Origin of the sequence: Streptomyces olivoverticillatus (assembly GCF_014203555.1) — a bacterium.
Lineage (GTDB): Bacteria > Actinomycetota > Actinomycetes > Streptomycetales > Streptomycetaceae > Streptomyces > Streptomyces olivoverticillatus.
This window is the reverse complement of sequence record NZ_JACHJH010000006.1, coordinates 154,460-179,633: the sequence shown is the minus strand read 5'-3', so window position 1 is coordinate 179,633 and position 25,174 is coordinate 154,460. Positions and strand designations below refer to the sequence as shown.

Annotated in this window: 24 protein-coding genes; 8 read left to right on the top strand and 16 right to left on the bottom strand. The window is 72.1% G+C overall.

Annotated features, from left to right (window positions below; translation table 11 throughout):
* Positions 1–18 precede the first annotated feature (18 nt).
* Complete coding sequence (locus FHS39_RS20265) at positions 19–1,386, bottom strand: type I glutamate--ammonia ligase (protein ID WP_184350779.1); 1,368 nt, start codon at positions 1,384–1,386, stop codon at positions 19–21.
* Between the two features lie 73 nt (positions 1,387–1,459).
* Between FHS39_RS20265 and FHS39_RS20260 the strand changes: the two genes are divergently transcribed.
* The 4 genes from FHS39_RS20260 (at position 1,460) to FHS39_RS20245 (ending at position 5,945) form a co-directional block, all read left to right on the top strand.
* Entirely contained in the window at positions 1,460–2,203 is a 744-nt protein-coding gene (locus tag FHS39_RS20260) for a FadR/GntR family transcriptional regulator (RefSeq protein ID WP_184350778.1), read from the top strand.
* Between the two features lie 117 nt (positions 2,204–2,320).
* Positions 2,321–3,787 (top strand): ethanolamine permease, encoded by a 1,467-nt coding sequence (gene eat / locus FHS39_RS20255; protein WP_184350777.1) that lies wholly within the window; start codon positions 2,321–2,323, stop codon positions 3,785–3,787.
* A 54-nt stretch (positions 3,788–3,841) separates the two neighbouring features.
* The gene (locus FHS39_RS20250; RefSeq protein ID WP_184350776.1) at positions 3,842–4,552 is read left to right on the top strand and encodes a gamma-glutamyl-gamma-aminobutyrate hydrolase family protein; all 711 of its coding nucleotides are present in this window, start codon (positions 3,842–3,844) and stop codon (positions 4,550–4,552) included.
* A 109-nt stretch (positions 4,553–4,661) separates the two neighbouring features.
* Positions 4,662–5,945 (top strand): cytochrome P450, encoded by a 1,284-nt coding sequence (locus FHS39_RS20245; RefSeq protein ID WP_184350775.1) that lies wholly within the window; start codon positions 4,662–4,664, stop codon positions 5,943–5,945.
* Between the two features lie 6 nt (positions 5,946–5,951).
* Here the strand turns inward: FHS39_RS20245 and FHS39_RS20240 are convergent, their stop codons facing one another.
* Positions 5,952–6,887, bottom strand: a complete 936-nt coding sequence (locus FHS39_RS20240; protein ID WP_184350774.1) for a LysR family transcriptional regulator — start codon at positions 6,885–6,887, stop codon at positions 5,952–5,954.
* A 71-nt stretch (positions 6,888–6,958) separates the two neighbouring features.
* On the opposite strand from FHS39_RS20240, the gene FHS39_RS20235 reads away from it, so the two are divergent.
* Entirely contained in the window at positions 6,959–8,074 is a 1,116-nt protein-coding gene (locus FHS39_RS20235; RefSeq protein ID WP_184350773.1) for a TDT family transporter, read from the top strand.
* Here FHS39_RS20235 and FHS39_RS20230 read toward each other — a convergent pair.
* From FHS39_RS20230 to FHS39_RS20220, 3 genes are read right to left on the bottom strand one after another with little or no spacing between them, the layout of a single operon-like run.
* The gene (locus FHS39_RS20230; RefSeq protein ID WP_184350772.1) at positions 8,001–8,753 is read right to left on the bottom strand and encodes a helical backbone metal receptor; all 753 of its coding nucleotides are present in this window, start codon (positions 8,751–8,753) and stop codon (positions 8,001–8,003) included. The two genes, FHS39_RS20235 and FHS39_RS20230, sit on opposite strands and share 74 nt — an antisense overlap.
* Positions 8,754–8,788: 35 nt before the next feature.
* Positions 8,789–10,600, bottom strand: coding sequence for a glycine betaine ABC transporter substrate-binding protein (locus FHS39_RS20225; RefSeq protein WP_184350771.1), 1,812 nt, complete (start codon positions 10,598–10,600; stop codon positions 8,789–8,791).
* Positions 10,593–11,663 (bottom strand): betaine/proline/choline family ABC transporter ATP-binding protein, encoded by a 1,071-nt coding sequence (locus FHS39_RS20220; RefSeq protein WP_184350770.1) that lies wholly within the window; start codon positions 11,661–11,663, stop codon positions 10,593–10,595. Before FHS39_RS20220 ends, FHS39_RS20225 begins: the two co-directional genes overlap by 8 nt.
* 133 nt (positions 11,664–11,796) lie before the next feature.
* Here FHS39_RS20220 and FHS39_RS20215 point away from each other — a divergent pair, with 133 nt between their 5' ends.
* The 3 genes from FHS39_RS20215 to FHS39_RS20205 are packed head-to-tail and all read left to right on the top strand — an operon-like array spanning position 11,797 to position 14,028.
* A complete protein-coding gene (locus FHS39_RS20215; RefSeq protein ID WP_343069659.1) occupies positions 11,797–12,717 on the top strand; it encodes a 5'-3' exonuclease in 921 nt (306 codons plus the stop codon).
* Positions 12,718–12,766: 49 nt separating this feature from the next.
* A complete protein-coding gene (locus FHS39_RS20210; protein WP_184350769.1) occupies positions 12,767–13,618 on the top strand; it encodes a siderophore-interacting protein in 852 nt (283 codons plus the stop codon).
* Between the two features lie 5 nt (positions 13,619–13,623).
* Positions 13,624–14,028 (top strand): hypothetical protein, encoded by a 405-nt coding sequence (locus tag FHS39_RS20205; RefSeq protein ID WP_184350768.1) that lies wholly within the window; start codon positions 13,624–13,626, stop codon positions 14,026–14,028.
* A gap of 44 nt (positions 14,029–14,072) precedes the next feature.
* Here the strand turns inward: FHS39_RS20205 and FHS39_RS20200 are convergent, their stop codons facing one another.
* The 11 genes from FHS39_RS20200 to pafA form a co-directional block, all read right to left on the bottom strand.
* Positions 14,073–16,901 (bottom strand): DEAD/DEAH box helicase, encoded by a 2,829-nt coding sequence (locus FHS39_RS20200; protein ID WP_184350767.1) that lies wholly within the window; start codon positions 16,899–16,901, stop codon positions 14,073–14,075.
* An 84-nt stretch (positions 16,902–16,985) separates the two neighbouring features.
* Entirely contained in the window at positions 16,986–17,882 is an 897-nt protein-coding gene (locus FHS39_RS20195) for a diacylglycerol kinase (protein ID WP_184350766.1), read from the bottom strand.
* A 108-nt stretch (positions 17,883–17,990) separates the two neighbouring features.
* On the bottom strand, positions 17,991–18,944 hold the full coding sequence (gene tatC, locus FHS39_RS20190) for a twin-arginine translocase subunit TatC (protein WP_184350765.1): 954 nt from the start codon (positions 18,942–18,944) through the stop codon (positions 17,991–17,993).
* Positions 18,945–19,005: 61 nt separating this feature from the next.
* Entirely contained in the window at positions 19,006–19,287 is a 282-nt protein-coding gene (gene tatA / locus FHS39_RS20185) for a Sec-independent protein translocase subunit TatA (RefSeq protein ID WP_184350764.1), read from the bottom strand.
* A 218-nt stretch (positions 19,288–19,505) separates the two neighbouring features.
* Complete coding sequence (locus FHS39_RS20180; protein WP_045932036.1) at positions 19,506–19,712, bottom strand: hypothetical protein; 207 nt, start codon at positions 19,710–19,712, stop codon at positions 19,506–19,508.
* 50 nt (positions 19,713–19,762) lie between these two features.
* Complete coding sequence (locus FHS39_RS20175) at positions 19,763–20,002, bottom strand: hypothetical protein (protein ID WP_045932035.1); 240 nt, start codon at positions 20,000–20,002, stop codon at positions 19,763–19,765.
* A gap of 66 nt (positions 20,003–20,068) precedes the next feature.
* Positions 20,069–21,031, bottom strand: coding sequence for a helix-turn-helix transcriptional regulator (locus tag FHS39_RS20170; protein WP_184350763.1), 963 nt, complete (start codon positions 21,029–21,031; stop codon positions 20,069–20,071).
* A 21-nt stretch (positions 21,032–21,052) separates the two neighbouring features.
* Positions 21,053–22,114 carry a helix-turn-helix transcriptional regulator gene (locus FHS39_RS20165; RefSeq protein WP_045932033.1) on the bottom strand — a complete coding sequence of 354 codons (1,062 nt, stop codon included), beginning with the start codon at positions 22,112–22,114 and terminating at the stop codon, positions 21,053–21,055.
* 117 nt (positions 22,115–22,231) lie between these two features.
* Positions 22,232–22,603 carry an FKBP-type peptidyl-prolyl cis-trans isomerase gene (locus tag FHS39_RS20160; RefSeq protein WP_184350762.1) on the bottom strand — a complete coding sequence of 124 codons (372 nt, stop codon included), beginning with the start codon at positions 22,601–22,603 and terminating at the stop codon, positions 22,232–22,234.
* Positions 22,604–22,676: 73 nt separating this feature from the next.
* The gene (locus FHS39_RS20155) at positions 22,677–23,657 is read right to left on the bottom strand and encodes an FKBP-type peptidyl-prolyl cis-trans isomerase (protein WP_184350761.1); all 981 of its coding nucleotides are present in this window, start codon (positions 23,655–23,657) and stop codon (positions 22,677–22,679) included.
* Between the two features lie 155 nt (positions 23,658–23,812).
* Positions 23,813–25,174 (bottom strand): Pup--protein ligase, encoded by a 1,362-nt coding sequence (gene pafA / locus FHS39_RS20150; protein ID WP_045932030.1) that lies wholly within the window; start codon positions 25,172–25,174, stop codon positions 23,813–23,815.

Below are 25,174 nucleotides of genomic sequence, written 5' to 3'. Positions count from 1 at the left end.
GCGGGCCGCCGGGGTGGCTCACATCCGCTCGAAGGAACGGAAGCGCTCCCAGTCCGTGACGGCGGTGTCGTAGGCCTCCTGCTCGACGCGCGCCATATGGAGGTAGTGCTCGACGACTTCGTCGCCGAAGGCGGCGCGGGCGATCGGGCTGGCCTCCCACAGTTCGGCGGCCTCGCGCAGGGTGGCCGGCACGTGTGCGGCGTCTCCGGCGTAGGCGTTGCCGGTGCAGGCCTCGGGCAGCTCCAGGCCGTTCTCGATGCCGTACAGTCCCGCGGCGACCATGCCCGCCACCGCCAGGTAGGGGTTGACGTCGCCGCCGGGCAGGCGGTTCTCGAAGCGGTGGGCGTGGCCGCGGCCGACCACGCGCAGGGCGCAGGTGCGGTTGTCGGGGCCCCAGGCGACGGCGGTGGGGGCGAAGGAGCCGGGGCGGAAGCGCTTGTAGGAGTTGATGTTCGGTGCGTACAGCAGGGTGAAGTCGCGCAGCGCGGCGAGCTGTCCGGCGAGGAAGTGCCGCATGGTCTTCGACATGCCGTACGGACCGGTGTCGTCGGCGAGCACCGGGCGGCCGTCCTCGTCGCGCAGCGAGAGGTGGATGTGGCAGGAGTTGCCCTCGCGCTCGTCGTACTTGGCCATGAAGGTCAGCGCCATGCCCTCCTGGGCGGCGATCTCCTTGGCGCCGGTCTTGTAGACGGTGTGCTGGTCGCAGGTGGTGAGCGCCTCGTCGTAGCGGAAGGCGATCTCGTGCTGGCCGAGGTTGCACTCGCCCTTGGCGGATTCGACGGTCATGCCCGCCGCGCCCATCTCGTTGCGGATGCGGCGCAGGAGGGGCTCGATGCGGCCGGTGCCGAGGACGGAGTAGTCGATGTTGTACTGGTTGGCCGGGGTCATCCCGCGGTAGCCGCGGTTCCAGGCGTCCTCGTAGGTGTCCTTGAAGACCATGAACTCCAGCTCGGTGCCGGCGTGGGCGCTCCAGCCGTGCGAGGCGAGGCGGTCGAGCTGGCGGCGCAGGATCTGGCGGGGCGAGGCGAGGACGGGCGAGCCGTCGTGCCAGGCGAGGTCAGCGGTGACGAGGGCGGTGCCGGGGTGCCAGGGGGCGCGGCGGAGGGTGCTGAGGTCGGGGTGCATGGCGAAGTCGCCGTAGCCCCGCTCCCATGACGACATGGCGTAGCCGTCGACGGTGTTCATGTCTGCGTCCACGGCGAGGAGGTAGTTGCAGCCCTCGGTGCCGTGCTCCAGCGCGTCGTCGAGGAAGAACCGGGCGGCGAACCGCTTTCCCTGGAGCCGCCCCTGCATGTCCGTGAAGGCGAGGACGACTGTGTCGATCTCCCCGGTGTCCACGAGCCGACGCAGCTCGTCGACCGTGAGCGGGGGTATGCGGTGTGCCACGGTGTTGCCTCCTGTCGGTACGACCGGAGGTCTTAAGGTAGGGCCGTAGACCATTGGTTGGGAAGGGGGTCCGATGAACGAAGGTGCATCGGCGGACGAGCGGACGGCGGACCGGCTGGCGACGGTGCTGCGGCCGGTCCGCGCGGGGAACGGCTTCGAGGAGGCCCTGGAGCAGATACTCCAGATCGTGCGGCTGGGGCTGGTGGAGCACGGCGAACGGCTGCCCGCCGAGCGGGAGTTGGCCGAGCGGCTGCACATCAGCCGGGTGACGCTGCGCGAGGTGCTGAAGGTGCTCCAGGACCAGGGGCTGGTGGAGAGCAGGCGCGGCCGGTACGGCGGGACGTTCGTGCTGGCAAAGGCGGTGCCGGTGGCGGACGGGGACGTGCTGCGGCAGCGGTTGGCGGCCGTGGACGTGGAGGACACGCTGCGCTTCCGCGAGGTGCTGGAGGTGGGTGCGGCGGGGCTGTGCGCGGCGCACGGGCTGTCCGGCGCGCAGGCGCACCGGCTGCGGGAGGCGCTGGCCGCGACCCATGACGCGCCGTTGGGTGCCTACCGCCGCCTGGACACGCTGCTGCATCTGACCCTGGCCGAACTTTCGGGATCCGCCACGCTGGCCGCGCAGTACGCTGCCGTGCGCGCGTCGGTCAACGACCTGCTGGACTGCATACCGCTGTTGGTGCGCAACCTGGAGCACTCCCAGCGGCAGCACACCGCGCTGGTGGAGGCGGTGCTGGACGGGGACGCGGACACGGCGCGCGAGGTGATGCGGGAACACTGCTGCGGCACGGCGGCGCTGCTGCGGGGGTTCCTGGCGTAACGTCCCGGCACCTCGCACGTAACCGGGGTTTTACGCAAGGGGGTTGCCTTTCCGCCGTCGACACCGCAAAGGTATGGCGCAAAACCTTTACCCCAGTCCCCGAGGCAGGAGCGGCTCATGGCCGATCGCACGGACTCCCCCACCGCACCGCCCGCCGACGCCGCCCCCGGGGAGGGCACCGCCGACTACCTCGAGAAGCGCACCCTGCGCCGGGGCAGCGCCGGCCCCCTCCTGCTCACCGGCCTGGGCGTGGCCTATGTCGTCTCCGGCGACTACTCCGGCTGGAACTTCGGCCTCGCGCACGGCGGCTTCGGCGGGCTCGCCGTCGCCGCCGTGCTGATGGGGCTGATGTACACCTGCATGGTCTTCGCCCTCGCCGAAATGGCCGCCATCCTGCCCACGGCGGGCGGCGGTTACGGCTTCGCGCGGCGCGCCCTCGGCCCGTGGGGCGGCTTCCTGACCGGCACGGCCATCCTCATCGAGTACGTGCTCGCGCCCGCCGCGATCGCCATCTTCATCGGCGACTACGTCCAGTCGCTGCACCTGTTCGGTCTCACGTCGGGCTGGCCGGTCTACCTCGCGTGCTTCGTCCTCTTCATCGGCATCCACCTGTGGGGCGTCGGCGAGGCGCTGCGCTTCAGCTTCGTGGTCACCGGCATCGCCGTGGCGGCCCTGCTGGTCTTCGCGGCCGGGGCGTTCGGCCACTTCGACGCGGGACGGCTCAACGACATACCCGTCGACGCGGGCGCCTTCGGCTCCTCCTCCTGGCTGCCGTTCGGACTGCTGGGCATCTGGGCGGCGTTCCCCTTCGGCATGTGGTTCTTCCTCGGCGTCGAGGGCGTGCCGCTGGCGGCCGAGGAGACACGGGACCCGGCGCGCACGCTGCCGAAGGCGATGGCCACCTCGATGGGCATCCTGCTGCTCCTGGCCCTGCTGACCTTCCTCGCCGCCACTGGAGCAGGCGGCGCCGACGCCATGAAGGACGCGGGCAATCCGCTGGTCGCCGCCCTGGAGACCGACGGGCACGGCACGGCGCTCGGCCGGATCGTCAACTACGCGGGCCTGGCCGGGCTGGTGGCCTCCTTCTTCTCCCTGATCTACGCCGGCTCCCGCCAGCTCTTCGCCCTCTCCCGGGCCGGCTACCTCCCCCGCTTCCTCTCCCTCACCAGCCGCCGCAAGGCCCCCTACCTCGGGCTGCTGGTGCCGGGCGCGCTCGGCTTCGGCCTGGCCGCCGCGACCGGTGACGGGGCGCGCATGCTCAACGTCGCGGTCTTCGGCGCCACCATCTCCTACGCGCTGATGTCGCTCTCCCACATCGTGCTGCGCCGCCGCGAGCCGCACCTGGCCCGGCCGTACCGCACGCCGGGCGGCGTACTCACCTCCACCACCGCCTTCGTGCTGGCGTGCGCGGCGCTGGTGGCGACCTTCGTGGTCGACGTCGCGGCGGCGCTGATCGCCCTGGGCGTCTACGCCGTGGCCGCCGCGTACTTCGCCCTGTACAGCAGGCACCGCCTGGTGGCGGGCGCACCGGAAGAGGAGTTCGCGGCGCTCGCCCGGGCAGAGGCGGAACTGGCCCGTGAATGACCGGTGTTCGACGACCAACCGCTGCCGCACCACACGGAAAGGGACGTACAGACCGTGACCGCGAAACCCCTCATCGGCATCACCACCTATCTCACCCGCGCCCGCTGGGGCGCCTGGGACCTGAAGGCCGCACTGCTCCCGGCCTCCTACCCCGCCCAGGTCCAACGGGCGGGCGGGCTCGCCGTCATGCTGCCGCCGGACGAGCCGGGCGCGGCCGAGGCGGTCGTGAGCCGCCTGGACGGCCTGGTGCTCGGCGGCGGGGAGGACCTCGACCCGGCCCTGTACGGCCAGGCCCCGCACGCCCGCGCAGGCGCCCCGGTGCCCGAGCGCGACCGCTGGGAGACGGCCCTGCTCTCCGCCGCGCTGGAGCGCGGAGTGCCGGTGCTCGGCATCTGCCGGGGCATGCAGGTGATGAACGTCCAGGCGGGCGGCACGCTCTGCCAGCACGTGCCGGACCTGGTGGGTCACGACGGGCACAACCCGGCGCCGGGGACCTTCACCGACCACGCCGTCGAGCCGGTGCCCGGCACACTGACCGGCAAGCTGCTGCCGGACGCCTTCGGCGTGGCCACCCACCACCACCAGTCCGTGGACCGCCTGGGCGAGGGCCTGGTCGCCTCCGCGTACGCCGAGGACGGCACGGTCGAGGCGCTGGAGCGGCCGGGCGGGGGCTTCGTCCTGGGCGTGCAGTGGCACCCGGAAGCGCGTGAAGACCTGCGCCTGACCGAGGCGTTGGTACGGGCGGCGGTCGAGGGGCCCTTCTGACGAACGCCGTATTTCGCCTGTCGAGGCCTGATAAGACCTTTCTCCCCCCTACCGGACAACTGGTAAATCCGGGACTCTTGTCAGGCAATCGGCGAAACGGGGGAAGACGTTGTCAGAGCCGTCCGACATCACGACGGGGGCGGGCGCCGGGGCGGACCACTGCCCGGCGCTCTCGCCCGAATCCATATCCACCACCTTCCTCACACCCGGCTCCCCCGGCCTGCACCCGCTGCTGAAGCGGCTGCGGGACGAGGCGCCGGTCTTCTTCAGCGAGAAACTCGGCACCTGGGTCGTCACGCGGTACGACGACGTCGCGGGGATCCTCAAGGACGCGGAGCTCTTCCCGTCCTCCACCCGCTCCTTCATCCTGGCGGGCGTTCCCGCCGAGGTCCGCGAAGTCCTGGAGGACACCTGCACGTTCGCGGCGCCCAACATGGGGTTCGACGGGTCGCCGGTCCACGAGCGGCTGCGCAGGCCGGTCACGCAGTACTTCTCCCACCGGGGCGTGGCGCGCCTGGAGTCGCGGATCACCGGGATCGCCGAGCGGCACGTGCGCGCGTTCCCCGCCGAGCCCCCGGCCGACCTCGTCGAGGCGTACGCACGGCCGCTGTCGGCGGACATCGTCATCGAGCTGGCCGGGCTCCCCGCCGCCGACCACGACCGCATCCTGCGCTACCACCGGGCGCTCAACGACTTCTTCTTCGGTCAGCCGCCCGAGCACCTCCAACTCGGCTACGCCAAGGACGTCAAGGAGTGGGAGGGCTATCTCGCGGGCGTCATCGCCGAGCGCAGGCGCGCGCCGCGGGACGATCTGATCAGCCTGCTCACCCGGAAGGTGGCGCGGGGCGAGGCGCAGTACAGCGACGAAGAACTGATCAGCTTCTTCAGCTTCGACATCGTCACCGCGGGCATCCGGCCGACCGGCTTCGCCCTGGTCAACCTCTGCAACGAGCTGCTGAGCGAGCCGGAGCGCTGGGAGTCGCTGCGGGAGGAACCCGCCCGCTTCGACGGGCTGTTCCACGAGACCCTGCGGCGTTCGGGGCTCGCCCTCGGGGTGTTCCGCAAGACGGCGGCCGATGCGCAGGTGGGCGGCGTCGTGATCCCGGCGGGTGCGGCCGTCTGGGCCCTGACCGCCTCGGCCAACCGCGACGAGCGGCACTTCCCGCACCCCGACGCCTTCGACCCGCACCGCCCGCTGCTGGGCAGCAGCCTGCACTTCTCCCAGGGCCTGCACTACTGCCTGGGCGTCAACCTGGCCCGGACGGTGACCCGGGCCGGCCTCACCGCGCTGATGCGGCACCGCCCCGGCCTGCGCCTGGTCCGGGGCCAGGAGCGGGTGTACGAGCCGGGCATCAACGTCATCGCGCCGGCGAGGCTGCTCCTGGAGTGGTGAACCGCGTCAGGCGCGCTGCCCGGCCGGCGACCACGTCAGGCCCAGCAGGTCCCGCGCCGGGCCCGCCGGGTAGTGGCCCGCGGGCCAGACCGCCCGAAGGTCGCGGCGGAGCTCCAGGTCCGCCACCGGGATCTCCACCAGGCGGCGGGCCGCCAGCTCCTCGCCGACGGCGAGCTCGCTGAGGACGGACGGCCCTGCGCCACCCACCGCCGCGGCCTTCGCCGCCGTGGTCGACGCCAGCTCCAGCAGCGGCTCCGCCAGCCCCCCGTGCGCGGCCAGCGCCGCATCCAGCACCTGTCGGGTGCCCGACCCGCGCTCGCGCAGCACCAGCGGCGTCGCCGCCAGCTCCCCCGGTTCCAGCGGCGCCCGGCGCCGGGCCCAGGGGTGCCCCGGCGCGGCCACGACCATCAGCCGGTCGCGGCCGACGACGACGCCGTCCAGCCCCGGCGGCACCTGGAGCCCCTCGACGAAGCCCAGGTCGGCCTCGCCCGCGCGCAGCCGCTCGGCGACGGCCGCCGAGTTCCCCGCAAGCAGCGAGACCGCCGTGCCGGGCCGCTCCGCACGCAGCGCGACCAGCCAGGTGGGCATCAGGTACTCGGCGATGGTCATGCTCGCCACCACCCGCAGCCGCGAGTCCCGCCGCGACCGCAGCGCCTGCGCGCCCGCGTCGAAGGCCTCGGCCGCCTCCACGATCCTGCGCGCCCAGTCCGTGACCAGCACCCCGGCGTCCGTCAGCCGCGAGCCCCGCGGCGAGCGCTCGACCAGCGCGACCCCGAGCAGCCGCTCCATGCTGCGCACCCGGCCGCTGGCGGCGGGCTGGGTGATGCCCAGCTCCCGGGCGGCCCGCCCGAGGCTGCCCAGCCGGGCCACGGCCAGCAGCAGCTCCAGCGCCGCGAGGTCGGGCACGCGGTGCGCCAGCGGCACGGGCAGTGAGTCACTCATAACTTCAGCTTATGCCCTCATAGCCCTATGGTCCCTGGTGAGGGCCTCGCCCCCGGGCGAAGGTAGATGGCATGAGCAACGAAAGTCCCCTCCGCCACCTCGGCCCCAACTGGTACGCCACCGTCATGGGCACCGCGATCGTCGCGAGCGCCGGGGCGGCGCTGCCGGTCCGGCCGCCAGGGCTGCGGGGAGCGTGCGAGGTGGTGTGGGCGCTGTCCGCCGTGCTGCTCCTCGCGTTGCTCACGGCCCGCGCCGGGCACTGGGCCCGCCATCGCGACCAGGCCGGACGCCACCTGGCCGACCCGGCCGTCGCCCCCTTCTACGGCTGTCTGGCCATGGCCCTGCTCGCGGTCGGCGGCGCCACGCTCTCGGTGGGCTCGGCGGTCGTCGGCGAGAGCGCCGCGGTCGCCGTCGACGCGACCCTGTGGGTGGCCGGCACCGTCGTGGGCCTGGCCGCGACGGCGGCCATCCCGTATCTGATGGTCACCCGGCACCGCATCGCCCCGGGCGAGGCGTCCCCGGTGTGGCTGCTGCCGGTGGTCGCCCCCATGGTCTCCGCCGCGCTCGGTCCGGCGCTCGTGCCGCACCTGCCGGCCGGACAGTGGCGCCAGGCGATGCTGCTGGGCTGCTACGCCCTGTTCGGGATGAGCCTGCTGGCCACCCTGCTCATCCTGTCGGCGGTCTTCTCCCGGCTGGTCCACCACGGGCCGCTGCCGCTCGCCCTGACGCCGGCGATGTTCCTTGTCCTCGGCCCGCTGGGCCAGTCCACCACGGCCGTGAACAACCTCGCCGACGCGGCGCACGGCGCCGTCGGAGGGTCGTACGCGGGGGCGATGGCCGCCTTCGGGGTGCTCTACGGCGTCCCCGTGACCGGATTCGCGCTGCTGTGGCTGGTGCTGGCGACGGCGATGGTGGTGCGGGCCCACCGCCGCGGCATGGGCTTCACGATGACCTGGTGGGCCTTCACCTTCCCGATCGGCACCTGTGTGACGGGCGCCGCCGCGCTGGCCCGGCACACCGGGCTGGACGCGCTGTCCTGGCTGGCGGTGGCGCTGTACGTGCTGCTGGTCGCCGCCTGGGCGGTGGCGGGTGCGCGGACGGCGGCCGGGCTGGTCAGCGGCCGGCTGCTCGCAGCGCCGCGGCCAGTACCCGTGGCGCTTGCGCCAACGATGGCCCGTACCACGTGAGATGACGCCCGCTGACCAGCGCCGACGGCAGCCCCGGGAAGGACTCGGGGCCGTCGTCGCGCGTGAAGCGGTACGGCTCGTCGGGCAGCACCACCAGCTCCGCGCCGCACACGTTCAGCTCGTCGAGCGGGATGCGGGGGTAGCGCTCGGCGTGTGCGGCATGGATGTTGGCCACGCCGAGCCGGGCCAGGACGTCACCGGCGAAAGTGTCCCGCCCCAGCACCATCCACGGCCTGCGCCACACCGGCACCACGGCCCTCAGCGACGGCCCGTCGGCCCGCACCTCCCGCCACGCCTCGCGCGCCTCGTCCAGCCAGGCCGGCCGCGGCAGCCCGCAGCCGCGCAGCAGCACCCGCTCCAGCTCGGTGAACGCCTGTGGCAGCGTACGGACTTCGGTGACGAGCACCTCGATCCCGGCGGCACGCAGCACCGCGAGGTCGGGGGCGCGGTTCTCCTCCTCGTTGGCGATGACGAGGTCCGGGGCGAGGCCTACGATCCTGGCGGTGTCGGGGTTCTTGGTGCCCCCGACCCGCGCCACGTCCAGCTCCGCGGGGTGCTCGCACCAGTCGGTGGCCCCGACCAGCAGTCCGGGCTCGGTGACGGCGACGGCCTCGGTGAGCGAGGGGACGAGGGAGACGACACGGCGTACGGCCGGGCGGCTGCTCCTGGACGCGGACACCACCCCACCGTACGCCTGTTCGTCAGACTGCGCCCTTAAGTCCCGACGGGCGCCAGCTTGTCGACGAGGCCCGGGCGGGCGTCGAGCCAGCGGCGGGCGGAGTCCTTCTCCTTGCCCTTGCCGCCGCCCTGGATCGCCGACTCCAGGGAGGCCAGGTCCTTGTCGGACATCTTGAAGTCCTTCACCCACTGCGCGACGCGCGGGAAGTCCTTGGCGAAGTCCTTCTTGCCGACCGAGTGGATCTGCTCGCCCTGGCCCCAGGCGCCCTTGGGGTCCTTGAGCTTCTTCAGGTCGTACTTGTCGTACGCCCAGTGCGGCGACCACAGGGTGGTGACGACGGGCTCCTTCTTCTTGATGGCCCGGTCCAGCTCGGCGAGCATCGTGGAGGTGGAGGAGGAGACGACCTTGTACTCCCCGTCCAGCCCGTACGCCTTGAGGACCGTGTCGTTGAGCTTGCCCATCATCCCGGCGCTGGACTCGATGCCGACGATCTTCCCGCCGAACTGGGCGCTCTTGCCCTTGAGGTCGGCGAGGGAGTCGACGCCCTTGACGTAGGAGGGCACCGTCAGCTCCAGCGAGGTGGGGCCGTACCAGGAGCCGAGGTCGCTGAGCTTGTCGCCGTAGCGGTCCATGTACTGCTTGTGCGTCGTGGGCAGCCAGGAGTCGAACTGGACGTCCATCTTCCCCTGCGCCAGGGCGGTGTACAGCGGGCCCGGGTCGAGCTGCTTGACGTCGGGCTTGTAGCCGCGCTCCTCCAGGACGTTCTGCCACAGGTAGGTGGCGGCGACGGCCTCGTCCCAGGGGAAGTAGCCGAGCTTGATGCTCTGGCCCCGGCCCACGTTCTTGCCCGCGGCCACGCTCTGCCGTCCGCCGTCGTCGCTCACCAGGTGCATCCCGCCCGCGACGAGCGCGAGGACCACGACGCCGACGGCGGCGACGGCCGTGCCGGGCCGGTGGCTCAGGAAGGCCGGGCTGCGGCGGGCCGCCGTGGCGGCCGCCTTGGCCGAGGCGCGGCGGCCGAGCGGGGAGACCCGCTTGCCGAGGGCGCCGGTCATCCGGTCCAGGTACATGGCGAGGACGACGACCGCGAGGCCGCTCTCGACGCCCCCGCCGATGTTCACCTGGGTGACGGCCGCGTACACGGCCTCGCCGAGGCCGCCCGCGCCCGCCATGCCGGCGATGACGACCATGGACAGGGCCAGCATGATGACCTGGTTGACGCCCGCCATGATGGTCGGCAGGGCGAGCGGCAGCTGCACCCGCAAGAGGGTGTCGCGCGGGGTGGTGCCGAAGGCCTTGGCGGCCTCGACGAGCTCGCCGTCGACCTGCCGGATGCCCAGCTCGGTCATCCGCACGCCGGGCGGCATGGAGAAGACGATGGTGGCGATCAGGCCCGGCATGGGACCGATCGAGAAGAACATCACGCCCGGGATCAGGTAGACGAAGGCGGGCATCGTCTGCATGACGTCCAGGACGGGCCGCAGCGCACCGCTGACCCGCCGGTCGCGGGCGGCCCAGATGCCCAGCGGCACGGCCAGGACGAGCGTGATGACGCTGGCGACCAGGACGAGCGAGAGCGTCGCCATCGCCTGGTGCCACAGCCCGAGGGAGTCGATCAGCGCCAGGCCCGCGAAGGCCAGGACACCGGCGAGCAGGCCGCGCAGCCACCAGGCGACGACGGCGAGGATGCCGGCCGTGAACAGGGCGCCGGGCGCGCCGAGCGCGGCGTTCACGCCGTCGTACATGCCGGTCAGGACGGTGTTGATGGCGTCGAAGAGCCAGGAGAGGTGGGACTGCAGCCAGCCGACCGCGTCCTCGGCCCAGCCGCCGAGAGAGATCCTAGGCACGGGCGGTCACCTCCGCTCCGGTCGCCGGGGAGGGATCCGCACCGGGATCCGCACCGGGCTCCGCGAGCGCGGCGAGCAGCCGGTCCCGGGTGACGACCCCGGCGAGCTCGCCCCGCTCGTCGGTGACGGCGACGGGGGTGCCGCTGTGCGAGAAGGGGGCGAACAGCTCGGAGACGGGCGTCTCGGTGCCGACCGTCGTGGCGCCGTCCGGCACCCCGGCGGGCCGGTCCATGATCGAGCCGGCGGTGAGCACGCGGGAGCGGTCCACGTCCTGGATGAAGGAGGCCACGTAGTCGTTGGCCGGGCGGACCAGGATGTCCTCGGCGGTGCCGTTCTGGACGATCCGGCCGTCGCGCATCACGGCGATGCGGTCGCCCAGGCGCATGGCCTCGTTGAGGTCGTGGGTGATGAAGACGATGGTCTTCTTCAGCCGCTTCTGCAGGTCCAGCAGCTGGTCCTGCATATCGCGCCGGATCAGCGGGTCCAGGGCGGAGAAGGACTCGTCCATCAGCAGCAGGTCCGCGTCGGTGGCGAGCGCGCGGGCGAGGCCGACGCGCTGCTGCATGCCGCCGGACAGCTCGTCGGGCCAGGAGGACTCCCAGCCGCCGAGGCCGGCGAGCTCCAGGGCCTCGGCGGCCCGCTCGCGGCGCTCCTCGCGCGGCACTCCGCGCACCTCGAGGCCGTAGGCGGCGTTGTCCAGCACACTGCGGTGCGGGAAGAGGGCGAAGTGCTGGAAGACCATGCTGATGTTGCGCGAGCGCACCTCGCGCAGCTCGCGCGCGGAGAGGGCGGTCAGGTCCCGGCCGTCGTACAGGACGCGTCCGGCGGTCGGCTCCAGCAGTCCGTTCAGCATGCGCAGCAGCGTGGACTTGCCGGATCCGGACAGACCCATCACCACGAAGATCTGGCCGGCCTCGACCTCGAAAGAGGCGTCGATGACCGCCGCCGTGGTGCCGTCGGCGCGCAGCTCGTCGCGGCTCGCGCCGCCTTCGAGCCGCTGGACGGCGGCTTCGGGTCGTCTGCCGAACACCTTGTACAGGTGCTCGGCCTTCAGCCTGGACACATAAACCTCTCGGGTCGCACTTCGGCCCGTCCCCCGCCGGGCCCACTTCCGGCTCGCGCCTGCCCCAGGTCATTCAGGGCAAACGGAACAGTGACCCGGTTCACATGTCGGTGGGGTACGGCATGATCGGTGCGTGACCCGACGCCTGATGCTCCTCGACACCGCTTCCCTGTACTTCCGCGCCTATTTCGGGGTGCCGGAATCGGTGAAGGCCCCCGACGGCACGCCCGTGAACGCGGTCCGCGGCCTGCTCGACTTCATCGCCCGCCTGGTCCAGGACCACCACCCCGACGACCTGGTCGCCTGCATGGACTTCGACTGGCGCCCGCAGTGGCGGGTCGAGCTGATCCCGTCCTACAAGGCGCACCGGGTCGCGGAGGAGATCGAGGGCGCGCCCGACGAGGAGGAGACCCCCGACACACTCTCCCCCCAGGTCCCGGTGATCGAGGCCGTGCTGGACGCGGTGGGCATCGCCCGCGTCGGCGCCATGGGGTACGAGGCCGACGACGTGATCGGCACGCTCGCCGGGCAGGCCCGCGGGCCGGTGGACATCGTCACCGGCGACCGCGACCTCTACCAGCTCGTCGACGACCGGCGCGGGGTGCGGGTGCTCTACCCGGTCAAGGGCGTGGGCACCCTGCAGGCGGTGGACGAGGCGGTGCTGCGCGAGAAGTACGGCGTGGACGGGCCGGGCTACGCGGACCTGGCCCTGCTGCGCGGCGACCCCAGCGACGGGCTGCCGGGGGTGCCGGGCATCGGCGAGAAGACCGCGGCGAAGCTGCTGGCCTCCTTCGGCGACCTGGCCGGGATCCTGGCCGCGGTGGACGACCCGGCCGCCAAGCTGAGCCCGGCGCAGCGCAAGCGGCTGGAGGAGGCCCGGCCCTATCTGGCGGTCGCGCCGAAGGTGGTGCGGGTCGCCTCGGACGTGCCGCTGGCGCCGTTCGACGCGGCGCTGCCGTGCGCCCCGCGCGACGCCGAGGCGCTCGGGGCCCTCGCGGAGCGCTGGGGCCTGGGCGGTTCGCTCCAGCGACTGCTCACCGCGCTGGAGCGGTGAACTGTTAACTTAGGTAGACCTAACTTCAGGTGATCAGGGGAGAAACGCCATGGCGGACCGTCCGGTTCAGAGAAAGAAACAGAACGTCACCCGGGCGCACGTGGTGCGCACCGAGCGGCTGACGCCGCACATGATGCGGGTGGTGCTGGGCGGCGAGGGGCTCGCGGAGTTCGGCGCCGGCACGTACACCGACCACTACGTCAAGCTCTTCTTCCCTGTCGAGGGCGTGACCTACCCCGAGCCCTTCGACATCGAGGCCGTCCGCCGCGACCTGCCGCGCGAGCAGTGGCCGCGGACGCGGACGTACACGGTGCGCTCCTTCGACCGCGCGGCCGGGGAGCTCACGATCGACTTCGTCGTGCACGGCGACGAGGGCCTCGCGGGCCCGTGGGCGCTGCGGGTCCGGCCGGGCGAGGAGATCCTCTTCCGGGGGCCCGGCGGCGCCTACGCCCCCGATCCGGCGGCCGGCTGGCACCTGCTGGCAGGCGACGAGAGCGCGCTGCCCGCCATCGCGGCCTCGCTGGAGCGGATGCCCGAGGGGGCGGTGGTCCGGGCCTTCGTCGAGGTCGCCGACGCCCGGGAGGAGCAGAAGCTGGAGCTGCCCGCGGGCGTGGAGATCGTCTGGCTGCACCGTGACGGGGCGCCGGTCGGCCGGGCGCTGGTCGACGCCGTGCGTTCGCTCGACTTCCCCTCCGATGACGTGCAGGTGTTCGTGCACGGTGAGGCGGGCTTCGTGAAGGAGCTGCGCCGCCATCTGCGCCTGGAGCGCGAGGTGCCCCGCGAGCGGCTGTCGGTGTCCGGCTACTGGCGGCGCGGCCATGACGAGGACGGCTGGCAGGCGTCCAAAAGCGAGTGGAACCAACAGGTCGAGGCGGAGCAGGAGACGGAAGCGGCGGCCTGAACACCATGACGTACAACCGAACCGGCAAGACCGCCCTGGCATGCCTGGCCGCGGCGGCCCTCGCGCTGACGGCCGCCGCCGAAGCCGGCGCCGCCTTCCCGAGCCCGCACCGCCCAGTGATGACGAACGGTCAGGCCGCGCCCGGGGGGCACGACGGCCGACTCACGGTGGCAGCACCGGCGTTCGACGAGGAAGACACCGACACCCCCGACGATCCGGCGCCGGACGACGACGCGGACGGCGTCCCGAGCGACAACGAGGACGACAGCGGGGACGACGGTGGGGGCGACGGCTCGGGGATCTCTCCCACCGAGCTGGCCATCGTGATCGCAGGCACGGCCGCGCTGGCCGCGACCCTGGCCTCGGTGGCCACGTATCTGCTGACCAGGCGCCGCCGCGACCAAGGCTGAGCACGGCTGTGCCCCGGGCCCGAGGCCCGGGGCACAGCAGGCCGTTACCCGACCGACGAGTACGCCACGACCCCGCGCAGCAGGCCCTCGACCGCCTTGCGGGCGTTGCGCGCGACCGGGCTGCCCGTCGGCGCCGCCGCCGCGATCTGCCCCAGGACGTCGATCAGCTGCTTGGACCAGCGGACGAAGTCGCCCGCGGGCATCTCGATTTCCCGCAGCACCTCGTCCAAGCCGTGCCCGGAGGCCCAGCGGAAGGCGGGCCAGGCGAAGCCGAGGTCCGGCTCCCGCTGCCCCACGCCCTCCGCCTGGTTGATCTTGTGCTGCTCCTCCAGGGCGTCCAGCCGGCCCCAGATGCGGACCATCTCGGCCAGCGCCTCCTTGGCCGGGCCCGTCGGCAGCTTCGGGGCCACCGCGTCGTCGGCCGCCCGCGACTCGTAGACCAGCGCCGAGGCACAGGCCGCAAGCTCCGCGGGCTTGAGGTCGTCCCAGACGCCCTCGCGCAGGCACTCGGAGGCCAGCAGGTCCAGCTCGCCGTAGAGCCGGGCCAGCCGGCGGCCGTCCTCCGTCACCTGGTCGCCGTGCAGGTAGTCCAGGTCGGACAGGAGCGCGCAGATGCGGTCGAAGGTGCGCGCGATGGTGTTCGTACGCCCCTCGATGCGCCGCTCCAGCTGGCGGGTGTCGCGCTGCAGACGGTGGTAGCGCTCGGCCCAGCGGGCGTGGTCCTCGCGCTCGTCGCAGCCATGGCAGGGATGCGCACGGATCGCGGTCCGCAGCCGGGCGATATCGGTGTCGTCCGCGGCGGCCGCACGGGACTTGCGGTGCCGCTCCGGCACGAGGTGCCCGGCCTTGGTGCGCAGCGCGGAGGCGAGGTCGCGGCGGGACTGGGGGCTGCGCGGGTTGAACGACTTGGGGATGCGCATCCGCTCCAGCGGCTCGACGGGCACCGGGAAGTCGATCGCGGCCAGCCGCTTGACCTGCCGCTCGGCGGTCAGCACCAGCGGGCGCGGCCCGTCGTGGTGCTCGAAGCCGCGGTGGCGGTCGGTGCGCCCGGCGGGCAGCCCCGGGTCCAGCACCAGCGCCAGCCCGGCGTACTTGCCCGTCGGCACGTGGATCACATCGCCCGGCTTGAGCCGCTCGAGCGCCGTCGCCGCGGCGGCCCGGCGCTGCACCGCGCCCTGCTTGGCGAGCTCGGTCTCCCGGTCCTTGAGCTCGCGGCGCAGCCGTGCGTACTCGTCGAAGTCGCCGAGGTGGCAGGTGATCGCCTCGCGGTAACCGGCCAGCCCCTCCTCGTTCTTCTGCACCTGGCGGGAGATGCCGACGACGGACTTGTCGGCCTGGAACTGGGCGAAGGAGGTCTCCAGCAGCTCCCGCGAGCGGTGCCGGCCGAACTGCGAGACCAGGTTGACGGCCATGTTGTACGAGGGCTTGAAGCTGGAGCGCAGCGGATACGTGCGGGTGCCGGCGAGGCCCGCGAGCGCTCCCGGATCCATGGCGCGCTGCCACAGCACCACCGCATGGCCCTCGACGTCGATGCCGCGCCGCCCGGCGCGCCCGGTGAGCTGGGTGTACTCGCCGGGGGTGATGTCGGCATGCTGTTCGCCGTTCCACTTCACCAGCTTCTCCAGCACGACCGAGCGGGCGGGCATGTTGATGCCCAGCGCCAGGGTCTCGGTGGCGAAGACGGCCTTGACCAGGCCCTTGACGAACAGCTCCTCGACGACCTCCTTGAAGGTCGGCAGCATGCCCGCGTGGTGGGCGGCGATGCCCCGCTCCAGGCCCTCCAGCCACTCGAAGTAGCCCAGGACGTGCAGGTCTTCGTCGGGGATGGCGGCGCAGCGCTCCTCGACGATCGAGCGGACGCGGGCGCGGGCCTCGTCGTCGTTGAGCCGCAGGCCCGCGTAGAGGCACTGCTGGACGGCGGCCTCGCAGCCGGCGCGGCTGAAGATGAAGGTGATGGCCGGCAGCAGGCCCTCGGCGTCGAGCCGCTCGATGACCTCGACCCGGCTGGGCGTCCAGATGCGGCTGCGCTGGCGGCGCTCGCGCTCCCGGTCGGCCTCGCGCAGATTGCGGCCGCGCCGGCGGTCCCGGCCGCCCATGGGGCGGCTGTTCTCCATCCGGGCCAGCCGCACCAGGTCGGGGTTGACCTCGCGGCGGGCGGAGCCGGGGCGGCCGTCGGGGGTGTCCTTCTCCTCGAACAGGTCGTACATCCGCCGCCCGGCGAGGACGTGCTGCCACAGCGGCACGGGCCGGTGCTCGGAGACGATCACTTCGGTGTCGCCGCGCACGGTGTCCAGCCAGTCGCCGAACTCCTCGGCGTTGGAGACGGTGGCGGACAGGGAGACCAGGGTCACCGACTCCGGGAGGTGGATGATGACCTCCTCCCAGACGGCGCCGCGGAATCGGTCGGAGAGGTAGTGCACCTCGTCCATCACCACGTGGCCGAGGCCGTTGAGCGCCTGCGAGCCCGCGTAGAGCATGTTGCGCAGGACCTCGGTGGTCATCACCAGCACCGGGGCATCGGCGTTGACGCTGTTGTCGCCGGTGAGCAGGCCGACCTTGGCGGCGCCGTAGCGCCTCACCAGGTCGTTGTACTTCTGGTTCGACAGCGCCTTGATGGGCGTGGTGTAGAAGCATTTGCGGCCCTGGGTGAGGGCCAGGTGGACGGCAAACTCGCCCACGATGGTCTTGCCGGAGCCGGTCGGCGCGGCGACCAGCACTCCCTTGCCCGCTTCCAGGGCGCGGCACGCCTCTATCTGGAAGGGGTCGAGCTCGAAGTCGTACATCTCGCGGAAGGGAGCGAGTGCGGTGGCCTGCTCCGCAGCGCGCTGCCGTGCCAGGGCGTAGCGCTCAGCAGGGGACATGTCGTCGGTCATCTTGTCTACGAGCCTACCGGGCGCCTCCGACAGCCACCCGATCTTTATCGGCGTTCTCCCGGCGACCCCCGCCGGCGGGCCCGCTCAGCACCGGGCCCCCAGCAGCCGCACCGCCCCGGGGACGGTCTCGGCGGTGAGCGGCAGCGGTCCGAGCGGTTCGCCGTCCGCGTAGCCGGTGATCCCCTCCGCGGCGAGCGTCACCTTGGCGGCGCGGTGGGTGGTGACCAGCGGATGGCCGAGGTGGGTGCCGCGGTAGACCTTGGGGAAGACCGCGAGGAGCGTGGCGCGGCTGCAGGGGCCGACGACGGTGATGTCGAAGAGCCCGTCGTCGGTCCGGGCGTCGGCGCAGATGCGCATGCCGCCGCCGTAGGACGAGGCGTTGCCGACGGCGACCAGGGTGGCCTCGACGTGCTGCTCGGGCCCGTCGTCGAACCGGATGCGGTAGGGGACGGGCCGCAGCGCGGCGAGTTCGGCGAGCAGCGCCACGTCGTAGCGCAGCCGTCCGGAGGGGAAGCGCATCCGGTTGCCGCGGTCGTTGACGCGCGAGTCGAAGCCGGAGGCGAGGACGGTGCCGAAGTAGCCCTCCCCCACCCTGCCGAGGTCGACGGCGCGGCCGCCGTCGCCCTTGAGCTCCCGGGCGATCAGCTGGGCCGCCGCGGCGGGGCTGCGCACGGGCAGGCCGTGGGCGCGGGCGAAGTCGTTGCCGGTGCCGACGGCCACCACGCCGAGCGGGGTCAGGGTGCCGGCGACGGCGCGCAGCGCCAGCGAGGTCACGCCGTCGCCGCCGACGGCCACCAGTGCTCCGGTGCCCTCCGCCACGGCCCGACGGGCCCGGCGCAGCGCGTCGGGGGCGTTCTCGCCCACCACCGTGCGGACGGCGAATCCGGCCTCGCGCAGCACCTGGGCCGCGGGCTGGGCGGCGCGGGCGCCGCGGCCGCGGCCTGCCGTGGGGTTGACGAATAACGTGATGTCGCTGCTCACGCGCGCGACCCTACCGGCCCATGGGGCGCCCGGCCCAGCGCCGCGGGGCGGCCGCGATGCTCGCGACCGCCCCGGGGCGTGGCCGGCTCTCCGATGTGACGGACCCGGTCAGGTCACGTCGTCGTAGCCGCTGCGGTGGCCGGAGGGGCTGCCGCTGGTGGACTGCTCGGGCAGTGCGGGCATCGGCTCGGAGTCGCCGATGGACTGCGGGGTGAGGTCCAGCGGTGCCGCCTCGTCGTCGGCGAGCATGTGGTCGGGGTTGGACTCCCGCTTGCGCTTGTCGTTGAGCAGCGCGATGCCGACGGCGATGAAGTACAGCAGGATGATCGGCCCGGCCAGGGCGAACATCGAGAACGGGTCGACGGTGGGCGTGGCCACGGCCGCGAAGATCGTGACGCCCATGATCATGCCGCGCCACCAGCCGAGCATCCGGCGGCCGGAGAGCACGCCGCCGAAGTTGAGCATCATCAGCAGCAGCGGCAGCTCGAAGGAGAGCCCGAAGACCACCACCAGCCGGGTGACGAGGTCGATGAGCTCGTCGAGCGGCAGCAGGTTGTCCACGCCGGACGGCGTGAAGTCGATGAGCACCGTCGCGGCGGCGGGCAGGATCTTGTACGCGAAGAAGCCGCCCGCGGCGAACAGCGGGACGCCGGCCGCGACGAAGCTGAGCGCGTACTTCTTCTCGTTCTTGTGCAGGCCGGGGGCGAGGAAGGCCCACAGCTGATACAGCCACACCGGGCTGGAGAGCACGACGCCGGAGACCAGGGAGACCTTCACCATCAGGGTGAACGGTCCGACGAGACCCGACATCGTGATGTTGCCGCAGGTCTTGCGGTCTCCCTTGTTCGCGAGCTCCGCGAAGGAGACCTTGCAGCCGATCGCGTCCTGGATCGGGTGCTTGAAGACATCGATGATGTCCTTGTAGTAGAAGGCCGCGACCACGGCCACCACCACGATCGCGAAGACCGACTTGGCCAGCCGGTTGCGCAGTTCACGCAGGTGCTCCGCGAGGGGCATCCGCCCCTCGGGGTCCTTCTCCTTCTTGCGGGCAGGCTTGGGCAACCCACGTCCCTATCTCGTGCGGCAGGCGGGCCCCGGGGGCGTCCGCCTCAGTCGTCCTGGGTCAGCGCTGCGTCGTACGGTCGCTCGGCTCGGTCACCGGGCGGGAGTTCACATCGCCGGGCGCGGCCTTGATCGTACGCGGGGCCTGGTTCTCGGCGGGCGGGTCGGCCGGAGCGGCGGCATTGTCCTGGCCCTCCGAGCGCATGGCCTTCGCCTCGCTCTTGAGGATGCGGGCGGACTTGCCGAGGGAGCGCGCCATGTCCGGAAGCTTCTTCGCACCGAACAGCAGGACGATGACGACAAGAATGAGGATGATCTCGGGGGCTCCGAGCCGTCCGAACATGTGGGTACCTTCTCACCGAAGCGGCATGGGTGTGGGGCTGACCGACCGATCGGACATATGTCCATCAGTCGTACGTCAGCGATCGTAACGCTCAGGGGTGAACGCTGGGCAACCCCTGGGCATACTCCCAGTCGCGACCCTCCGCCTCGTCAACAGGGCCACCTCGACCAGCGTACCGTCCGCCCCCACACAGCAAGAGGGCGGCGGAGCCGACCCTGTCACTCCTGCCGCAGTGCCTGGGCGGTCTGCGCGGCCAGCGGGGTCGCGGCCCGCTCCAGGTCCTCCGCGGCCCGGGTGATGCGCTGCGAGCCCTCGGCCACCGCCCGGGACAGCCGCCGCACCTCGGCGAAGACGCGCACGGCGAGCACCCCCAGCACGGCGAGACCGCAGAATCCGAGGGCGATGGCGAGCATGGGCCAGAGCATGGAGGGAGCCTATCGAGGGGAAGGGGAATCGGCCGGATCGCGCTGTCCGGTCAGGCCGTGATGTGCAGCCGCAGGGTGCGTACGCCGCCGCCGGTCAGCAGCTCGACGATGCGCTCCCCGGCCGGCTTGCGGACGGCGGAGCCGCAGTCGGGGCAGGTGAAGGAGTAGAAGGTGGTGCGGTCGCTGGCGCCGATCGCCAGCCGCAGTGCGCCCGCCGCCAGCTCGAAGCTGCCCCGGCAGTCGGGGCAGGCGGCCTTGAAGACCGCGGCCGCCGTCGTTCGCACGTCCATCACGTCCCCATCCACTCTCCCTGTCCTTCCTCTCGCTCCCGACTGCGCCTTGACTCCCCGTACGCCTTACTCGCCGTACGCCGCGAGCGCCTCGCGGGCCGCGTCCCGGGCGGCCTCGGCGGGGGCGGGCGGGGAGACGATCCGCCCGTCCCGGCCGAGCCGCAGCGCCAGGCGGCGCAGCGAGGCCGGGTCGGGGGTGCGCAGGGTGATCCGCAGGCCGCCTTCGGGCAGTTCCTCGGCGCTGTCGTGCGGGTAGTACTCGGCGACCCAGCGCCCGCCGGGCCCGACCTCGATGACGACCTCGGGGTCCTCGGCGGCGGGCTGCACCAGCCCCTCTGAGAGGTCGCGCAGCTCGACGGGCGGCGGGTCGGAGGCCTCGTCGAGCAGTCGGATTTCGGCCACCCGGTCGAGGCGGAAGGTGCGCCGCGCCTCGGAGAGCCTGCACCAGGCCTCCATGTAGGTGTGGCCGACCACGAACAGCCGGATGGGGTCGACCTCGCGCTCGGTCAGCTCGTCGCGCGCGGGCGAGTAGTAGCGCAGCCAGACGCGTCGGCGCTCGGCGATGGCCCGGTCGACGTCGGCGAAGACGCCGCCCTCGGATTCGAAGGTCACCGACAGCCGGGAGCTGGCGCCCGCGGCCTCCCCGGCGGCGGCCTCGATCTTGGCGGTGGCGCGCAGCAGCGCCTGCCGGTCGCTCTCCCGCAGTCCGGGCAGGGTGGCCACCGCGCGGGCGGCCACCAGCAGTGCGGTGGCCTCGTCGGCGGCGAGCCGCAGGGGCTGGCCGGTGCTGGTGCCCGACGCGTCGGGGTTGTGCCACCAGATGCGGTCGCCGTCGGTGTCGATGTCCAGCAGGTCGCCGCCGCGGAAGCTGGTGCCGCACATGGGCAGCACGTCGAGGTCGCCGATGAGCTCGTCCTCGGTGATGCCGAAGGCGCGCGCCACGTCGCTGACCCGGGCACCGGGGCGTTCCCTCAGGTAGGTGACCAAGGACAGCATGCGCCGCGTCTGGTCGATGGCGTTGGTGGCCATAAGAAGTCGGTCCCGTTCCTCTCAGCCCTTGGCCACGGCGCGCAGGCGGTCGATCACTTCGGCCCGCAGTTCGGCGGGTTCGAGCACGACCACGTCGGGGCCGAACTCCACGAGCCAGGCGTCCAGCCCGTGCCCGTAGGGGATCTCCAGCTCGTCCCAGCCGTCGTCCAGGTCGCGGATGTTCAGCGCCCGGGAGCGCAGCGGATAGCCGTGGCCCGCCCGGACCTTGATCTTCGCCGTACCGGTGGCCGTCTCGCCCGCCCAGGTCGAGACCGTCTCGCGGACGGTGACGTGGTCGGGCACGGGGGCGGTGAAGGCCAGGGCGCGGGAGCGGACCTTGCCGGTGATCCGGGAGAGCCGGAAGACCCGCTCGGCCTGCCGGTCGCGGTCCCAGCCCGCCAGGTACCAGTGGCCGCGCCAGCACTCCAGCGCCCAGGGCTCGACCTTGCGCTGCTCGGGGCGGACGGCGTTGGCCTTGCGGTAATCGAAGACGACGACGCGGCGGTCGCGCGCGGCCAGCATCAGCGGCTCGAAGGCGGCCTCGTGGACGGGGATGCGCGTCTCGAGGGCGCTGTGGCTGCCGTAGAGGTCCTCGGCCAGGGGCATGCCCGCGGCCCGCAGCTTCTGCAGCGCGCCGCTGGCGGCACCGGCGAGCCGGGCCTGCTGCCAGACCTTGGCGGCGAGGCCGAGCGCCGCGGCCTCCTCGACGTCGAGGGTGATCGGCGGCAGGCGGTTGCTGTCGCGGCGGGCGAGGTAGCCGGTCTCGCCGTCGATGCCCTCGACGGTCTCGATGATCAGGCCCAGCTCGCGCAGATCGTCCTTGTCGCGCTCGAACATCCGGTTGAAGGCGTCTTCGCTGCCCGCCGCGGTGACGGAGGCGCCGCTGCCCTGGCCGGAGGCCGCACTTGCCCGGGGGCCGGACGTTGCAGTGCCGCCCGGTCCGAAGGCCGCGTGGTGTCCCGGCCCGAAGGCTTCGAGGTAAGCCTCGATGGAGGAGCGCAGCTCCCGCTTGCTGAGCGGACGACGGGTGCCCAGCAGGCACAGCGCCAGGTTCATCAGCCGCTCGGCCTTGGCAATCGCCATCGACGCCCTCTCTACTTGTGCTCTCAACCGTTGACCGTACCGCCCACCGGTCGTACGGCAAAAGCCGAGGGCCCGCGCCGTAACCGGCGCGGGCCCTCGGGGGTCCTGCGAGAGGACTCAGACGCCCATCAGGTCGCAGACGAAGATCAGCGTCTCGCCCGGCTTGATCGCGCCGCCGGCGCCACGGTCGCCGTAGGCGAGGTGGGCGGGGATGACCAGCTTGCGGCGGCCACCGACCTTCATGCCCTGGATGCCCTGGTCCCAGCCCGCGATGACCTGGCCGGCGCCGAGCTTGAACTCCAGCGGGCCGCCGCGGTTCCAGCTCGCGTCGAACTCCTCGCCGGTGGAGAAGGCCACGCCGACGTAGTGGACCTTGACGAAGGCGCCCGCCTCGGCAACCGCGCCGTCGCCCTCCCAGATGTCGGTGATCTCGAGGTCGGCCGGCGGGTTGCCGCCCGGGAAGTCGATCTCGGGCTTGTCGATGCTCACGAAACTGCTCCTAGGAACGAATACAGACAACCGTGCAATTCTGGCAGACCCGCCTCGGCGGACGCCCGGGGGATCAGGCCTTGCCGACGATGTCGACGACGAAGACCAGGGTGTTCTTGTCCAGGCCGCTCTGCGCCTGGCCCTCGTAGCCCAGCTTGGGCGGGATCACCAGCAGCACCCGGTCGCCCACGTGCTTGCCGACCAGACCCTGGTCCCAGCCCTTGACGACCGAGCCGGTGCCGATCTGGAAGGCGGTCGCCCCGGAGTGGTCCCAGGAGGAGTCGAACTTCTGGCCGTCCTCCCACTTGACGCCGGTGTACTGCGCGATCAGGCCGTCACCGGCCTTGACCTCGGCGCCGCTGCCCTTGATGAGCACCTGCTCCTTGAGGTCGGACGGCGCCTTCTCGTCCTTGGGGATGGTGATGTCGGCGGCCTTCTGGGAATTGATCTTCACCTCGGGCATCCCCGACTCCGGCTTGGCCATGTCGCCCTTGACCTCGGCCTTGGAGTCGACCTTCTGGGCGCCCACCACGTCGATCACCCAGATCAGGCCGTCCTCCGGCTTCACGCCCGCCTGCGGGTTGAGCTGGTCGCCGATCAGCGCCTTGGCGGTGCCCTCGACCTCGATCCGGCTGCCCGCCTTCTGGCCGACGACCGCGTCCAGCACCTTGGCCGGCATCTCCTGGCTGGGCTGGCCGAGCTGCTGCACCATCTGGCGGCGGGGGCCCTTGGCCGGCTGGTCCTGGGTCTCCCAGGTGCCGCCCAGCGGCTTGTTGTCCTTCATCGTCTGTCCGGCGAAGTCCAGCCGGACGAAGGAGCCCTTCTCCGCCTTCTCGCCCTTGCCCTCGGTCAGGGTCTTGACGACGAGCTTGTCCGCGGGCTTGGCGTCCTTCGGGGCCGAGATCTCGGGCTTCTGACCGAAGGACCCCGTCACCTTGACCTTGGCGTCGGACGAGCCGCCGCCCTTGTCGGAACCGCACGCCGCGGCGGTCAGCAGCAGGACGGGCACGGCCAACGCCGCGGCAAGGCGACGCGCGTTCTTCGTGTGGTTCATGGAGTCCAACTCGGGCTATAGGGGTCGCTGGGCAGTGTGCGTCACTCTACGGGCTGTTTCCCGCCGATCAACCCCGTCCGACACGGTTGTGCCCCGGGTCCGCGGAACCCGGGGCACAACCCGCCGTGGGCGGCCTCCGGCCGGCCTTCTGGCGCTCACATTCCGGCGATGAGCTTCTCCACCCGGTCGTCGACGGACCGGAAGGGGTCTTTGCACAACACCGTCCGCTGCGCCTGGTCGTTGAGCTTGAGGTGCACCCAGTCGACGGTGAAATCCCGGCGCTGTTCCTGGGCACGGCGGATGAAATCGCCGCGCAGCCGGGCCCGGGTGGTCTGCGGGGGAACCGATTTTCCCTCGAAGATTTTGAGGTCGTTGCACACCCGGGCCGCCTGCCCCCGCTTCTCCAGCAGGTAGTAAAGGCCCCGGCGGCGGTGGATGTCGTGATAGGCGAGGTCTATCTGGGCCACTCGCGGATGCGACATGGTGATGTTGTTCTTGGCCCGGTACCGCTCGATGAGCTGGTACTTCATCACCCAGTCGATCTCGGTGGAGATCAGGTCCAGATTCTCGTCGCGGATGGCCTCCAGGGAGCGGCCCCACAGCTCCAGGACCCGCTCGACCGTGCCCGTACGAATGCCGCGGCGCTCGCAGAAGTCCACGGCCTTCTCGTAGTACTCCTGCTGGACCTCGAGGGCCGAGGCCTCGCGGCCGCTGGCCAGGCGCACCTTGCGTCTGCCGGTGATGTCGTGGCTGACCTCGCGGATGGCCCGGATCGGATTCTCCAGGGTCAGGTCGCGCATCACGGTGCCCGCCTCGATCATACGCAGGACGAGGTCGGTGGCGCCGACCTTGAGCAGCATGGTCGTCTCGGACATGTTGGAGTCGCCGACGATCACATGCAGCCTGCGGTAGCGCTCGGCGTCGGCGTGCGGCTCGTCACGGGTGTTGATGATCGGGCGCGAGCGGGTGGTGGCGGAGCTGACGCCCTCCCAGATGTGCTCGGCGCGCTGGCTGACGCAGTAGACCGCGCCGCGCGGCGTCTGCAGCACCTTGCCGGCCCCGCAGAGCAGCTGCCGGGTGACCAGGAACGGGATGAGGATGTCCGCGAGCCGGGAGAACTCCCCGTGCCGCGCCACGAGGTAGTTCTCGTGGCAGCCGTAGGAGTTGCCCGCCGAATCGGTGTTGTTCTTGAAGAGGTAGACGTCGCCCGCGATCCCCTCCTCGTGCAGGCGGCGTTCGGCATCGACGAGCAGGCCTTCGAGAATGCGCTCGCCCGCCTTGTCGTGGGTGACCAGCTCGGTCACGCTGTCGCACTCCGGAGTTGCGTATTCCGGGTGCGAGCCGACATCGAGGTAGAGGCGGGCGCCGTTGCGCAGGAAGACATTGCTGCTGCGGCCCCAGGAAACGACACGGCGGAAGAGGTAGCGCGCCACTTCGTCAGGCGACAGTCGGCGCTGTCCCCTGAACGTGCACGTGACGCCGTACTCGTTCTCCAGCCCGAAAATGCGGCGGTCCAT

Excerpts from the sequence above, each read along its gene's own strand:
- FHS39_RS20260 (WP_184350778.1), top strand. The coding sequence starts at position 1,460 with ATGAACGAAGGTGCATCGGCGGACGAGCGGACGGCGGACCGGCTGGCG.
- eat (WP_184350777.1), top strand. The coding sequence starts at position 2,321 with ATGGCCGATCGCACGGACTCCCCCACCGCACCGCCCGCCGACGCCGCC.
- FHS39_RS20240 (WP_184350774.1), bottom strand. The coding sequence starts at position 6,887 with ATGAGTGACTCACTGCCCGTGCCGCTGGCGCACCGCGTGCCCGACCTC.
- FHS39_RS20235 (WP_184350773.1), top strand. The coding sequence starts at position 6,959 with ATGAGCAACGAAAGTCCCCTCCGCCACCTCGGCCCCAACTGGTACGCC.
- FHS39_RS20210 (WP_184350769.1), top strand. The coding sequence starts at position 12,767 with ATGGCGGACCGTCCGGTTCAGAGAAAGAAACAGAACGTCACCCGGGCG.
- FHS39_RS20205 (WP_184350768.1), top strand. The coding sequence starts at position 13,624 with ATGACGTACAACCGAACCGGCAAGACCGCCCTGGCATGCCTGGCCGCG.
- FHS39_RS20200 (WP_184350767.1), bottom strand. The coding sequence starts at position 16,901 with ATGACCGACGACATGTCCCCTGCTGAGCGCTACGCCCTGGCACGGCAG.
- tatA (WP_184350764.1), bottom strand. The coding sequence starts at position 19,287 with ATGTTCGGACGGCTCGGAGCCCCCGAGATCATCCTCATTCTTGTCGTC.
- FHS39_RS20180 (WP_045932036.1), bottom strand. The coding sequence starts at position 19,712 with ATGCTCTGGCCCATGCTCGCCATCGCCCTCGGATTCTGCGGTCTCGCC.
- FHS39_RS20175 (WP_045932035.1), bottom strand. The coding sequence starts at position 20,002 with ATGGACGTGCGAACGACGGCGGCCGCGGTCTTCAAGGCCGCCTGCCCC.
- FHS39_RS20170 (WP_184350763.1), bottom strand. The coding sequence starts at position 21,031 with ATGGCCACCAACGCCATCGACCAGACGCGGCGCATGCTGTCCTTGGTC.
- FHS39_RS20165 (WP_045932033.1), bottom strand. The coding sequence starts at position 22,114 with ATGGCGATTGCCAAGGCCGAGCGGCTGATGAACCTGGCGCTGTGCCTG.
- FHS39_RS20155 (WP_184350761.1), bottom strand. The coding sequence starts at position 23,657 with ATGAACCACACGAAGAACGCGCGTCGCCTTGCCGCGGCGTTGGCCGTG.
- pafA (WP_045932030.1), bottom strand. The coding sequence starts at position 25,174 with ATGGACCGCCGCATTTTCGGGCTGGAGAACGAGTACGGCGTCACGTGC.